Here is a 14,628-nt window from a genome sequence, read left to right as displayed (position 1 = left end):
CATGACAACGCAATCGAGTCCTGTTATCACCGACATGAAGGTCATTCCGGTGGCCGGACATGACAGTATGCTGCTGAACATCGGCGGCGCGCATAACGCGTACTTCACCCGAAATATCGTGGTGCTCACCGACAACGCCGGGAATACCGGCGTTGGCGAGGCGCCGGGCGGAGACGTGATTTATCAAACGCTGGTCGATGCCATTCCGATGGTGCTCGGTCAGGAGGTGGCCCGGCTGAATAAAGTGGTTCAGCAGGTACATAAAGGCAACCAGGCTGCAGACTTTGACACCTTCGGCAAAGGGGCGTGGACGTTTGAACTGCGCGTTAACGCGGTCGCCGCGCTGGAAGCGGCGCTGTTCGACCTGCTGGGCAAAGCGCTGAATGTGCCAGTCTGCGAGCTGTTAGGGCCTGGCAAGCAGCGCGATGCGGTGACGGTGTTGGGTTACCTGTTCTATATCGGCGATCGTACAAAAACCGATCTGCCCTATCTGGAAAACACTCCGGGGAACCACGACTGGTATCATCTGCGCCATCAGGAAGCATTAACCCGCGACGCGGTCGTGCGTCTGGCGGAAGCCTCGCAGGATCGCTACGGCTTTAAAGATTTTAAACTCAAGGGCGGCGTTCTGCCGGGCGAGCAGGAGATTGAAACTGCCCGTGCGCTGAAAACACGTTTTCCGGATGCGCGTATCACCGTTGATCCGAACGGCGCCTGGCGGTTGGATGAAGCCATTGCGTTATGCAAAGGGCTGAACGATGTGCTGACCTACGCGGAAGACCCCTGCGGCGCGGAACAGGGCTTCTCCGGTCGCGAAGTGATGGCGGAATTCCGTCGGGCGACCGGGCTGCCGGTCGCAACCAACATGATCGCGACCAACTGGCGCGAGATGGGCCACGCGGTGATGCTCAATGCCGTTGATATTCCGCTCGCCGATCCGCATTTCTGGACGCTTTCCGGCGCGGTACGCGTGGCGCAACTGTGTGACGACTGGGGCCTGACCTGGGGCTGCCATTCCAACAATCACTTTGATATCTCTCTGGCGATGTTTACTCACGTTGGCGCGGCCGCGCCAGGCAAACCGACCGCCATTGATACCCACTGGATTTGGCAGGAGGGTGATTGCCGCCTGACCCGACATCCTCTGGAGATCAAAAACGGCAAAATTGCCGTTCCGGACGCGCCCGGGCTGGGCGTTGAGCTGGACTGGGATCAGGTGCATAAGGCGCATGAAGCGTACAAAAAGCTGCCCGGCGGCGCGCGCAATGACGCAGGCCCGATGCAGTATCTGATCCCCGGCTGGACTTTTGACCGCAAACGCCCCGTTTTCGGTCGTCACTGATTTTGAAAAGGACAAGATTATGAGCGCACAATTTACCACTCCCGTTGTTACCGCCATGCAGGTGATCCCGGTTGCCGGTCACGACAGCATGCTGATGAACCTGAGCGGCGCGCACGCTCCGTTTTTCACGCGTAACATCGTCATTATCAAAGATAACTCTGGCCACACCGGCGTTGGTGAAATTCCCGGCGGCGAAAAGATCCGTAAGACGCTGGAAGATGCGATCCCGCTGGTGGTGGGGAAAACGCTGGGCGAATACAAAAATGTATTAACCGCGGTGCGGAATGAATTTGCCGATCGCGACGCGGGTGGTCGTGGCTTGCAGACCTTCGACCTGCGTACCACCATTCACGTGGTGACCGGTATCGAAGCGGCGCTGCTTGACCTGTTGGGTCAGCATCTTGGCGTTAACGTGGCGTCACTGCTCGGCGACGGACAGCAACGTAGCGAAGTGGAAATGCTCGGTTATCTGTTCTTCGTCGGTAACCGTAAAGCGACGCCGCTGCCGTACCAGAGCCAGCCGGATGAGCAATGCGACTGGTATCGCTTGCGCCATGAAGAAGCGATGACCCCGGATGCGGTGGTGCGCCTGGCGGAAGCCGCGTATGAAAAATATGGTTTCAATGACTTCAAACTGAAAGGCGGCGTGCTGGCCGGAGAAGAAGAAGCCGAGTCCATCGTGGCGCTGGCGAAACGCTTCCCGCAGGCGCGGGTGACGCTCGACCCGAACGGCGCATGGTCGCTGAATGAGGCGATTAAAATTGGTAAGTACCTGAAAGGCACGCTGGCCTATGCGGAAGATCCATGCGGCGCTGAGCAGGGCTTCTCCGGACGCGAAGTGATGGCGGAGTTCCGTCGCGCTACCGGCTTGCCGACGGCGACCAATATGATCGCAACCGACTGGCGTCAGATGGGCCATACTCTGTCGTTGCAATCCGTGGATATTCCGCTGGCGGATCCGCACTTCTGGACGATGCAAGGTTCTGTGCGCGTGGCGCAGATGTGCCACGAGTTTGGTCTGACCTGGGGCTCGCACTCTAATAACCATTTCGATATTTCACTGGCGATGTTTACCCATGTCGCGGCCGCCGCGCCGGGCAAGATCACCGCTATCGACACTCACTGGATCTGGCAGGAAGGCAACCAGCGTCTGACTAAAGAACCGTTCGAGATCAAAGGCGGTATGGTTCAGGTACCGGCGAAACCGGGACTGGGCGTTGAGATCGACATGGATCAGGTGATGAAGGCGCATGAGCTGTATCAGAAACACGGCTTAGGCGCGCGTGACGACGCGATGGGCATGCAGTATCTGATTCCGAACTGGACCTTTGATAACAAGCGTCCTTGCATGGTGCGTTAAGACCTGTGCCGGTCCCCTTTCGGACCGGCCATTTTTTTATTTGTAGTATGACGGGTATATGCTTAACAGAGTCAACATGCGTAAGGACGATTTATGAAAATAGTGATCGCACCGGACTCATATAAGGAAAGTTTGAGTGCTCTTGAGGTGGCGAGCGCCATTGAACAGGGGTTTCGCGAGATCTGGCCCGATGCGGATTACGTCAAGCTGCCGGTCGCTGATGGCGGTGAAGGAACGGTTGAAGCCATGGTTGCGGCGACGGCGGGACGCATTGTTGACGTTGAGGTCATGGGGCCTCTGGGCGAGCCGACGCAGGCTTTTTATGGGTTATCCGGCGATGCGCGCTCCGCCTTTATTGAAATGGCGGCGGCCAGCGGGCTGGAGCAGGTTCCTCCCCATCGGCGCGATCCGTTAAAAACCACCTCCTGGGGTACCGGAGAGCTTATTCGACATGCTCTGGACGCGGGCGTGGAACATATCATTATCGGGCTTGGCGGCAGCGCGACCAACGACGGCGGCGCGGGTATGGTTCAGGCGTTAGGGGCAAAACTGCTCGACGCCCGGCATGCCGACATCGCCCAGGGCGGCGCGGCGCTGGAAACCCTCGACCGCATTGATATTAGCCAGTTAGACCCGCGTCTGGCCGGATGTCGCATTGAGGTGGCGTGCGACGTCACCAATCCGTTGACCGGTAAGCAGGGCGCTTCAGCGGTGTTCGGGCCGCAAAAAGGGGCGACGCCGGAGATGATTGTGCGCCTGGATCGGGCGCTGGAACATTATGCTCAACTCATCGCCCGAGATCTGGATGTGGATGTCTCTTCGCTTGCGGGCGGCGGCGCGGCAGGGGGAATGGGCGCGGCGCTGTATGCATTCTGCGGCGCGCAGCTGCGGCGCGGCATTGAGATTGTGACCGACGCGCTGCATCTCGATGCCTGCGTCGCCGACGCCGATCTGGTGATTACCGGCGAAGGGCGCATCGACAGCCAGACCATTCACGGTAAGGTGCCGGTTGGCGTGGCGAACGTGGCAAAACGCTATAACAAGCCAGTGATCGCGATTGCCGGCAGCCTGACCGCGGACGTTGGCGTGGTGCACGAACATGGGCTGGATGCGGTGTTCAGCGTCATTTACTGCATCTGTACTCTGGACGACGCCCTGAAAAATGCGGAAGACAACGTGCGGATGACGGCGCGAAATGTGGCTGCAACGATCAAGATTGGGCGGCTTTCAGGCTAATTTCCCCAATGGCGCAACGCTTATCAGGCCTGCAATTATCCTGTCCGCAGGCCCGGTAAGCCGCTGACATTACTTCCGTCAATAGACAGTCACCCCAGTATCTTCTTCGCTTCGCGCGCCACGTTGTCCATCTCGTCGAGCAGTTCGAGGAATTCAGGTTCCAGTTCGCTTTCGGGCGTACCGTTACGTAACTGGCCTTCCAGCAGCTGACAGAGATTTTTCATCCGTGGAACCCCGCTGTAGCCACAGCTGCCGTGCAGCTTATGAATTAAATCGACTAACCCATCCGGGTTTTCGCCGACCAGTTGTTCTTCGATGCAGTTACGCACTTCCGGCAGGAAATCGATCAGCATTTGCAGCATATCGCGCGCCAGATCCGGTTTTCCTGCCGCCTGGCGCAGCGCCAATTGCCAGTCGAGCGTCGCGTTTGGATTAAAAACCGGCTCGGGCGGCTCAGCCGTCAGCATCCGCGTGGTGACGCCGGTGCCCGGTTTGTAGCGCAGCAGCAGGTTATGCAGCTTTTCTTCTTCAATCGGCTTCGCCAGATAATCATTCATACCGGCGCTCAGCAGCTTCTCCTTCTGACCCGCCATCGCATGTGCGGTCACGGCAATCACCGGCGTTTGCTGTTGGTGAGGAAGCTGGTGGATCAACTCACAGGCGCGAATGCCGTCCATATCCGGCATCTGAATATCCATCAGGATCAAGTCGAACTGCATCTGTCTGGCGCGATCCACCGCCTGTTGGCCGCTGTCGCAAAGCTCAACGTGCTGCACCAGATCGTCCAGTAAGGCGCCGATCAGTTTCAGGTTAGCGGGGTTATCATCTACCGCCATTACCGTCATGGCGATCTTGTTTTCGTCGGATGGCAGGGCGTCATGATGGTGATTCTGGCGGCACAACTCCACCAGCGCGGGCAGCAGGCGCGTTGAGGTCAGCGGTTTTAACAGACAACTCGCCACGCCGTCTTGCTTAAGTTTTTCCGCGTTAACCTGCGCGTGACACGGCAGCGCCAGCATCAGGAAGTCGGTCATTTCCGTCGCCTGAATCAGGCGTTCATGCTGCATGGTCAGCGGTTCGTTGAAGGTCACGGCGACGCCCAGCAGCATGTAGTCGTAATGCTCTACCGCCAGCGCGGAGAACGAAGGACTGTAAATCACCTCCAGCGGCGTTTCCGCGAGGATATCTAAAGTGCATTGCGCGGCAGCGGCGTTTGGCTCAACGTAAGCGATGCGCTTCCCGGTCAGGCAGCCAGTGGCCGGGCCATCGCTGACCACGTTCGGATTCAAATCCAGGTTGATATGGAACCAGAACGTCGAGCCCCGGTTCGGCTGGCTATGGAAGGAGATATCTCCCCCCATTTCATTGACCAGCTTCTGTGTAATCACCAGCCCCAGCCCGGTACCGCCATGGCGACGGGAGATACTGGCATCGGCCTGACGGAAGGCCTGGAACAGGCGTGACTGGTCGCGTTCAGGAATACCGATACCGGTATCACGAATCTGGACCTCTATCTGGACTTTGGTATTACTGATCGCGCGTTTCTCGACCAGAATATCGATGTTGCCGCTTTCGGTAAATTTGATCGCGTTGCCGACCAGGTTGGTAATCACCTGCTGTAAGCGCAGCGGGTCGCCGATGACGTTGTCCGGAACGTCATTTTTAATGTTAAGCGTCAGCTCAAGGCCTTTATCGTGGGACGAGTGTGCCAGCAACGTCACCACTTCATCCAGCGTATTGCGCAGGGCGAAGGGAATGCTTTCCAGAATCAGTTTGCCCGCTTCCAGCTTGGAAAAGTCCAGCACGTCGTTAATGATCGCCAGCAGATTATTTGCCGAACGCTCAATGGTGTTCAGGTGGTCACGCTGGGTAGTGTTCAGCTCTGTTTTCAGCGTCAGGCGAGTAAAGCCGATGACACCGTTAAGCGGCGTGCGTAGCTCATGGGACATATTGGCCAGAAACTCGGACTTAATGCGGGCGGCCTCCTGGGCGCGCTTCTTCGCCAGATCCAGTTCAACGTTCTGGATCTCCATCTGTTCAAGCGTTTCACGCAGATCGGAGGTCGCCTGATCGATGTTGTGCTGCATCTCTTCGTGATAGGCGGCAAGCGACATCGCCATGGAGTTAATGCCGTTTTTCAGCATGTCCAGTTCACCCAGCATGAAACCTTCAACCCGGCTGTCGAGCTGCCCGCGACGAATGCGATCCACCGTGTTGACCATGTTACGAATAGGCCCGGTCACGTCGCGCATCAGGCGCCAGCCAAAAATGAGCGCGATGCCGATGCAGAACAGCATCATCACCGTGGAGATGAAAATTTCTTTATACTGCTGCAGGCGAACAGACTTGAGATCCAGCTCAAGCGCCACATATCCCAGCATATTATGCGCATTTTTCGCGTCGGTTAACGCAGACTCGTCCGGTGAATAGCTTTCCGACACGATCGGCGTTCGCAGGATTAAAATGTCGCCATGGCGTTCCACGCTCAACCGGCGTGGAAACGGCAGACCCGGCGGAAGCTGGAGCTCCGACGGGTTAAGATTAAAGTTCGATGTGACGAACAGGCGGTTATTCTCGTCGTAGACCGAAATCGCCCGCACGATCTCTGAATGGCGGCGATGCAGAACGCTAATCAACTGGCCGATAGATTCGCGGTTTTGCAGATTCATACCATATTCAGTGGAGACGGCGAGCGGCTCAATAATGCTCGCGCCGGCATCTTCCAGTTGACGCTGCAGGTCGTGATAGCGATGAACGACAAAGAAGATACTTAGCAATAAACCGATCAGTACGGTCGGCGCCAGGATCAGAATCATCATGCGAGCGCGCAGGCTGTAGTTGGTCATGGAGTTCCGTTATGGGACAATTAGGGTCACACTGTTAATTTGAGAATAATCTCGTCGATGGCGCAATTCTACTCTGCAAAACGGCGCGTGACGACGCGCCAGATCATAACCGTTACAGTCACTGACCTGGATGCCTTTGGTCAGGGCGTGGCGCGGCATAACGGAAAGGCGCTGTTTATCCCAGGATTACTGCCGCAGGAAAGTGCGGAGGTGGTCATTACTGAAGATAAAAAACAGTACGCCAGAGCGCAAGTGAAGCGCCGGTTAAATGAAAGCCCTGAGCGCGTCGCGCCGCGCTGCCCCCATTTTGGCGTTTGCGGCGGCTGCCAGCAGCAGCACGCCAGTGTTGCCCTGCAACAGCGCAGCAAATGCGCCGCGTTAGCGCGCCTGATGAAAAATGACGTGGCGGAGGTCATCGCCGGGGAGCCGTGGGGTTATCGCCGTCGCGCGCGCTTAAGCCTCCATTACCCGCCGAAAACCCAGCAACTGCAGATGGGCTTTCGCCAGTCGGCGTCCAGCGACATTGTTGACGTCACCCGGTGCCCTGTTCTGGCGCCCCAGCTTGAGGCGCTGTTGCCTGACCTCAGGGCATGTCTGGAGACATTACAGGGGAAACGCCATCTGGGGCACGTCGAACTGGTGCAGGCGGGCAGCGGCACGCTGATGATCTTGCGCCATACGGCGCCATTAAGCGCCCATGACCGGGAAAAACTGGAACGCTTTTCGCATTCACAGAACCTGGCGCTTTATCTGGCGCCCGCAAGCGAGATACTGGCGTCCGTTTCGGGGCAAACGCCCTGGTACGAGTCAAACGGGCTACGCTTAAACTTTAGTCCGCGCGACTTTATCCAGGTCAACGAAGGGGTGAATCAGCAGATGGTCGCCCGGGCGCTGGCGTGGCTTGACGTACAGCCGGACGATCGCGTGCTTGACCTTTTTTGCGGCATGGGCAACTTCACGTTGCCGCTCGCGACGCTGGCGGCGAGCGTAGTGGGCGTCGAAGGCGTACCCGCGCTGGTTGAGAAAGGGCGTGAAAACGCGCGGCAAAATGCATTACAGAATGTGACATTCTTTCATGCCAATCTGGAAGAGGATGTAACCCAACAGCCGTGGGCGAAAAACGGCTTCGACAAGGTCCTGCTGGACCCTGCGCGCGCCGGGGCGGCGGGTGTGATGCAGCATCTTGTAAAATTACAGCCTGACCGCATTGTTTATGTATCCTGTAACCCTGCCACGCTGGCGCGGGACAGTGACGAATTATTACGTGCGGGATACCAAATTCAGCGGCTGGCAATGCTCGACATGTTCCCGCACACTGGGCACCTGGAATCAATGGTTCTGTTTGAGCGCAAGTAATAACTTCCGGCTTGCTGAATTCGGCAGGCCCGGTCCCTTAAGGAGAGGACAATGGTTGCGGTAAGAAGTGCACATCTAAATAAAGCTGGGGAATTTGATCCGAAAAAATGGATCGAAAGTCTTGGGATCGCCAGCCAGCAGTCGTGTGAACGCTTAGCCGAAACCTGGGCGTATTGCCTGCAACAGACACAGGGGCATCCGGACGCGGAACTGCTGCTGTGGCGCGGCGTCGAGATGGTGGAAATCCTTTCGACGCTGAGTATGGATATCGACACGCTACGGGCGGCGCTGCTGTTCCCGTTAGCCGACGCCAACGTGGTCAGCGAAGACGTTCTGCGCGAAAGCGTGGGCAAATCGATCGTCAACCTGATCCATGGCGTCCGCGACATGGCGGCGATTCGCCAGCTTAAAGCCACGCACACCGACTCCGTTTCGTCCGAGCAGGTCGACAATGTTCGCCGTATGCTACTGGCGATGGTGGACGATTTCCGCTGTGTGGTCATTAAGCTTGCCGAACGTATTGCCCATCTGCGTGAGGTGAAAGACGCGCCGGAAGATGAGCGCGTGCTGGCGGCGAAAGAGTGCACGAACATTTACGCTCCGCTGGCCAACCGTCTGGGTATTGGTCAGTTGAAATGGGAGCTGGAAGATTACTGCTTCCGCTATCTGCATCCGGCGGAATACAAGCGTATCGCCAAACTGCTGCATGAGCGTCGTATCGATCGCGAACACTATATTGAAGAGTTCGTTGGCCATCTGCGCGCCGAAATGAAAACCGAAGGCGTGAAGGCGGAAGTTTACGGACGTCCGAAACATATCTACAGCATCTGGCGCAAGATGCAGAAAAAAGATCTGGCGTTTGACGAGCTGTTTGACGTACGCGCCGTGCGTATCGTCGCCGAGCGTTTGCAGGACTGCTACGCCGCGCTGGGCATTGTGCACACCCACTATCGTCATTTGCCGGATGAGTTTGACGACTACGTCGCTAACCCAAAACCAAACGGTTATCAGTCTATTCATACCGTGGTGCTGGGGCCGGGCGGTAAAACCGTTGAGATTCAAATCCGCACCAAACAGATGCACGAAGATGCCGAGCTGGGCGTCGCCGCGCACTGGAAGTATAAAGAAGGGGCGGCAGCAGGCGGCGCGCGTTCGGGTCATGAGGATCGCATCGCCTGGCTGCGTAAGCTGATCGCCTGGCAGGAAGAGATGGCGGATTCGGGCGAAATGCTCGATGAAGTGCGCAGCCAGGTTTTTGACGACCGGGTGTATGTGTTTACGCCAAAAGGCGATGTGGTCGACTTACCTGCGGGCTCCACGCCGCTTGACTTCGCCTATCACATTCACAGTGACGTGGGGCATCGTTGCATCGGGGCGAAAATTGGCGGGCGTATCGTGCCGTTTACCTATCAGTTGCAGATGGGCGATCAGATCGAAATCATCACCCAGAAGCAGCCGAACCCCAGCCGCGACTGGCTTAACCCGAACCTGGGCTATGTCACCACCAGCCGCGGACGCTCAAAAATCCACGCCTGGTTCCGCAAGCAGGATCGCGACAAGAATATCCTTGCCGGTCGCCAGATCCTTGACGATGAGTTGTCGCATCTGGGGATCAGCCTGAAAGAGGCGGAAAAACTGCTGCTGCCGCGCTACAACTTTAACGAGCTGGAGGAACTGCTGGCGGCGATCGGCGGCGGCGATATCCGCCTTAACCAGATGGTCAACTTCCTGCAGTCGCAGTTCAACAAACCGAGCGCGGCTGAAGAAGATGCCGCCGCGCTGAAACAGCTTCAGCAGAAAACTTACGCGCCGCAGAATCGCCGGAAAGACGACGGTCGGGTTGTGGTGGAAGGGGTTGGCAACCTGATGCACCACATCGCGCGTTGCTGCCAGCCGATTCCGGGAGATGAGATCGTCGGATTCATCACTCAGGGGCGCGGGATTTCCGTTCACCGCGCCGACTGCGAACAGTTGGTGGAACTGCGCGCGCATGCGCCGGAGCGGATTGTGGATGCGGTGTGGGGCGAAAGCTATTCGGCGGGTTACTCGCTGGTGGTGCGCGTTCAGGCTAACGACCGCAGCGGGTTATTGCGTGATATCACCACCATTCTGGCGAACGAAAAGGTCAACGTGCTGGGCGTCGCCAGCCGCAGCGACACAAAGCAGCAACTGGCGACCATCGATATGACCATCGAAATCTACAACCTGCAGGTGCTGGGGCGCGTTCTCAGCAAGCTCAACCAGGTGCCGGATGTAATTGACGCGCGTCGTCTGCACGGCAATTAACGATAATACAGGCCGGATCATGCGGTACGCCGCCATCCGGCTTTTTTTTGCCCGACAGCGTTTGGCTTGACGGGCCTGGAGGTTCAGGACATACCCATGACACAAATTGATCGCCTGCTTAACATCATGCAGCGCCTGCGCGACCCGGAAAACGGCTGCCCGTGGGACAAAGAACAGACTTTTGCCACCATTGCGCCCTATACGCTGGAAGAAACCTATGAAGTCCTTGACGCGATTGCGCGAGAAGACTTTGACGATCTGCGCGGCGAATTGGGCGATTTGCTGTTTCAGGTGGTGTTTTACGCGCAAATGGCGCAGGAAGAAGGGCGCTTTGATTTCAATGATATTTGCGCTGCCATCAGCGACAAACTCGAACGCCGCCACCCGCACGTTTTTGCGGACGTTTCCGCCAGCAACAGTACGGAAGTCCTGACTCGCTGGGAGCAGATCAAAACCGAAGAACGGGCGCAAAAAGCGCAGCATTCCGCGCTGGATGATATCCCGCGCAGCTTACCCGCGCTGATGCGGGCGCAGAAAATCCAGAAGCGTTGCTCAAACGTCGGGTTTGACTGGACCACGCTCGGGCCGGTCGTCGATAAAGTGTATGAAGAAATCGACGAGGTGATGTATGAAGCCCGACAGGCGGTGGTTGACCAGGCTAAACTCGAGGAAGAAATGGGGGATCTGCTGTTTGCCACCGTCAATATGGCGCGTCATTTGGGGACCAAAGCCGAGATTGCCCTGCAAAAAGCCAACGAAAAATTTGAGCGTCGTTTTCGCGAAGTCGAACGGATTGTTGCGGCGCGCGGCCTGGAAATGACAGGAGTCGATCTGGAAACCATGGAAGTCGTGTGGCAGGAAGTAAAACGCCAGGAAACTGATCTCTAACGGAATTTTGCGAACAAGCGCTATTTGTGCGGTTTTTTAAATGACAAGCGCTTGATTTGCGTCAAAAACATTTACCCAAAAGGGGCTATTTTCTCACTCCTTATGATAGTCCTGGCCTGGGAAGGAGACGGAGAATGAAAGTTTGTGGCGCTCGCTGTGTTCGGGTATACTACTTTCCCGTCCTGGTTATTCCATCGTTTCACCCTAACTTCTCAGGTTCAGCATGACAACGAACTATATTTTTGTGACCGGCGGGGTCGTATCCTCTCTGGGTAAAGGCATTGCCGCAGCCTCCCTCGCAGCCATTCTTGAAGCCCGTGGCCTCAATGTGACCATGATGAAACTGGATCCGTACATCAACGTCGATCCTGGCACCATGAGCCCAACCCAACACGGGGAAGTGTTCGTTACTGAAGACGGCGCTGAAACCGATCTGGATCTTGGCCACTACGAGCGTTTCATCCGTACAAAAATGACCCGTCGTAACAACTTTACGACTGGCCGTATCTACTCTGATGTTCTGCGTAAAGAGCGCCGTGGTGACTATCTGGGCGCAACCGTGCAGGTTATCCCACACATCACCAACGCCATTAAAGAACGCGTCCTTGCCGGTGGCGAAGGGCATGACGTTGTGCTGGTTGAAATCGGCGGTACCGTAGGGGATATCGAATCCCTGCCTTTCCTCGAAGCGATTCGTCAGCTGGCGGTCGATATTGGTCGTGAACATGCGCTGTTCATGCACCTGACGCTGGTGCCTTACATGGCGGCGGCTGGTGAAGTAAAAACTAAACCGACACAGCACTCCGTTAAAGAGCTGCTTTCCATTGGTATTCAGCCAGACATCCTGGTTTGCCGTTCCGATCGCGCGATTCCGGCAAACGAACGTGCGAAAATTGCATTGTTCTGTAACGTGCCTGAAAAAGCCGTTATTTCAATGAAAGATGTCGATTCCATTTATAAAATTCCGGGCCTGTTGAAATCTCAGGGTCTGGATGATTATATTTGTAAACGATTCAGCTTGAACTGTCCGGAAGCTAACCTGTCTGAATGGGAACAGGTAATTTATGAAGAAGCCAATCCGGGCGGCGAAGTGACTATCGGTATGGTCGGCAAATACATTGAACTGCCGGACGCCTATAAGTCGGTCATCGAAGCGCTGAAACACGGCGGTCTGAAGAATCGCGTCTCCGTCAACATTAAGCTGATTGATTCGCAGGATGTTGAAACGCGCGGCGTTGAAATTCTGAAAGATCTGGATGCTATCCTGATCCCTGGCGGCTTCGGCTACCGTGGTGTTGAAGGCAAGATCGCCACTGCACGCTATGCGCGTGAGAACAATATTCCTTACCTCGGCATTTGCCTGGGTATGCAGGTTGCGCTGATCGAATTTGCGCGCAACGTAGCGGGAATGGAAAACGCGAACTCTACGGAATTTGTGCCAGACTGTAAGTACCCTGTCGTGGCGCTGATTACGGAATGGCGCGACGAAGACGGTAACGTCGAGGTCCGTACCGAGAAAAGCGATCTGGGTGGTACTATGCGTCTTGGCGCACAGGCTTGCCAGTTGTCCGACGATAGCGTGGTTCGCCAGCTGTATGGCCAGCCAGTCATCACCGAGCGCCATCGTCACCGCTATGAAGTCAACAACATGTTGTTGAAACAAATTGAAGCTGCGGGTCTGCGCGTTGCGGGCCGCTCCGGGGACGATCAGTTAGTCGAGATCATCGAGGTGCCTAACCATCCGTGGTTCGTTGCCTGCCAGTTCCACCCGGAATTTACTTCAACGCCGCGTGACGGGCATCCGCTGTTTGCAGGCTTCGTGAAGGCCGCCAGCGAGTATCAGAAGCGTCAGGCGAAGTAAGAAGTAAAAAAGTTAGAACGGCAACGCGTACCAAAGGTACGCGTTGTTTGTCTGGAGTTTTAGTTAACTAGTGACTCGAGGAAAACCTAATGTCCAAAATCGTTAAAGTCATCGGTCGTGAAATCATCGACTCCCGTGGTAACCCGACTGTTGAAGCCGAAGTACACCTGGAAGGTGGTTTCGTCGGTATGGCAGCTGCCCCGTCAGGTGCCTCTACGGGTTCCCGCGAAGCGCTGGAACTGCGCGATGGCGACAAATCCCGTTTCCTGGGTAAAGGCGTAACCAAAGCAGTTGGCGCGGTTAACGGTCCGATCGCTCAGGCTATCCTTGGCAAAGACGCCAAAGATCAGGCTGGTATCGACAAGATCATGATCGATCTGGACGGTACTGAAAACAAATCCAACTTCGGTGCGAACGCAATCCTGGCGGTATCTCTGGCTAACGCCAAAGCCGCTGCAGCCTCTAAAGGCATGCCGCTGTACGAACACATCGCTGAACTGAACGGTACTCCGGGCAAATACTCCATGCCGGTTCCGATGATGAACATCATCAACGGTGGCGAGCACGCTGACAACAACGTCGACATCCAGGAATTCATGATTCAGCCGGTTGGCGCGAAAACCGTTAAAGAAGCCATCCGCATGGGTTCTGAAGTTTTCCATCACCTGGCAAAAGTGCTGAAAGGCAAAGGCATGAACACTGCGGTGGGTGACGAAGGGGGTTACGCGCCGAACCTGGGTTCTAACGCCGAAGCACTGGCTGTTATCGCTGAAGCGGTAAAAGCGGCTGGCTACGAGCTGGGCAAAGACATCACTCTGGCGATGGACTGCGCAGCGTCTGAATTCTACAAAGACGGTAAATACGTTCTGGCTGGCGAAGGCAACAAAGCGTTCACCTCTGAAGAATTCACTCACTTCCTGGAAGAACTGACCAAGCAGTACCCGATCGTCTCTATCGAAGACGGTCTGGACGAGTCTGACTGGGACGGTTTCGCATACCAGACTAAAGTCCTGGGCGACAAAATTCAGCTGGTGGGCGACGACCTGTTCGTGACTAACACCAAGATCCTGAAAGAAGGTATCGAGAAAGGCATCGCTAACTCCATCCTGATCAAATTCAACCAGATCGGTTCTCTGACCGAAACCCTGGCTGCAATCAAGATGGCGAAAGACGCGGGCTACACTGCCGTTATCTCTCACCGTTCTGGCGAAACTGAAGATGCGACCATCGCTGACCTGGCTGTAGGTACCGCTGCTGGCCAGATCAAAACCGGTTCCATGAGCCGTTCTGACCGCGTTGCTAAATACAACCAGCTGATCCGTATCGAAGAAGCGCTGGGCGAAAAAGCACCGTACAACGGTCGTAAAGAGATCAAAGGCCAGGCGTAATCCTGAACTTTCGTTCTTCTAAAAAACCCGCTTCGGCGGGTTTTTTTATGCCTGCGGTAAAGCAG

Annotated in this window: 9 protein-coding genes; 8 read left to right on the top strand and 1 reads right to left on the bottom strand. The window is 56.1% G+C overall.

The genetic code is table 11. The annotated features are described in order from the left end of the window. Position 1: 1 nt before the first annotated feature. The 3 genes from OOJ60_RS06760 to OOJ60_RS06750 all read left to right on the top strand — a co-directional run bounded on the left by OOJ60_RS06760 (position 2) and on the right by OOJ60_RS06750 (position 3,938). On the top strand, positions 2-1,342 hold the full coding sequence (locus tag OOJ60_RS06760) for an enolase C-terminal domain-like protein (RefSeq protein ID WP_205612289.1): 1,341 nt from the start codon (positions 2-4) through the stop codon (positions 1,340-1,342). A gap of 19 nt (positions 1,343-1,361) precedes the next feature. Further along, on the top strand, positions 1,362-2,702 hold the full coding sequence (gene gudD / locus OOJ60_RS06755) for a glucarate dehydratase (protein ID WP_042288813.1): 1,341 nt from the start codon (positions 1,362-1,364) through the stop codon (positions 2,700-2,702). A gap of 93 nt (positions 2,703-2,795) precedes the next feature. Next, positions 2,796-3,938 carry a glycerate kinase gene (locus OOJ60_RS06750; protein ID WP_200035430.1) on the top strand — a complete coding sequence of 381 codons (1,143 nt, stop codon included), beginning with the start codon at positions 2,796-2,798 and terminating at the stop codon, positions 3,936-3,938. Positions 3,939-4,027: 89 nt separating this feature from the next. Here the strand turns inward: OOJ60_RS06750 and barA are convergent, their stop codons facing one another. Then, the gene (barA, locus tag OOJ60_RS06745; protein ID WP_181822609.1) at positions 4,028-6,784 is read right to left on the bottom strand and encodes a two-component sensor histidine kinase BarA; all 2,757 of its coding nucleotides are present in this window, start codon (positions 6,782-6,784) and stop codon (positions 4,028-4,030) included. Between the two features lie 57 nt (positions 6,785-6,841). Between barA and rlmD the strand changes: the two genes are divergently transcribed. The 5 genes from rlmD (at position 6,842) to eno (ending at position 14,563) form a co-directional block, all read left to right on the top strand. Further along, complete coding sequence (gene rlmD, locus OOJ60_RS06740) at positions 6,842-8,140, top strand: 23S rRNA (uracil(1939)-C(5))-methyltransferase RlmD (RefSeq protein ID WP_205612288.1); 1,299 nt, start codon at positions 6,842-6,844, stop codon at positions 8,138-8,140. Between the two features lie 51 nt (positions 8,141-8,191). Then, positions 8,192-10,426, top strand: a complete 2,235-nt coding sequence (gene relA, locus OOJ60_RS06735) for a GTP diphosphokinase (RefSeq protein ID WP_042288805.1) — start codon at positions 8,192-8,194, stop codon at positions 10,424-10,426. Positions 10,427-10,522: 96 nt separating this feature from the next. Beyond that, complete coding sequence (mazG, locus tag OOJ60_RS06730; protein ID WP_205612287.1) at positions 10,523-11,314, top strand: nucleoside triphosphate pyrophosphohydrolase; 792 nt, start codon at positions 10,523-10,525, stop codon at positions 11,312-11,314. Between the two features lie 223 nt (positions 11,315-11,537). Next, a complete protein-coding gene (gene pyrG / locus OOJ60_RS06725) occupies positions 11,538-13,175 on the top strand; it encodes a glutamine hydrolyzing CTP synthase (RefSeq protein WP_042288801.1) in 1,638 nt (545 codons plus the stop codon). An 89-nt stretch (positions 13,176-13,264) separates the two neighbouring features. Next, on the top strand, positions 13,265-14,563 hold the full coding sequence (gene eno, locus OOJ60_RS06720; RefSeq protein ID WP_042288799.1) for a phosphopyruvate hydratase: 1,299 nt from the start codon (positions 13,265-13,267) through the stop codon (positions 14,561-14,563). Positions 14,564-14,628 lie beyond the last annotated feature (65 nt).

It is taken from the genome of Citrobacter sp. R4 (genome assembly GCF_026719175.1).
Lineage (GTDB): Bacteria > Pseudomonadota > Gammaproteobacteria > Enterobacterales > Enterobacteriaceae > Citrobacter_A > Citrobacter_A sedlakii.
Note: the sequence above shows the minus strand (reverse complement) of the source record. Positions and strands in the feature narration are given on the sequence as shown.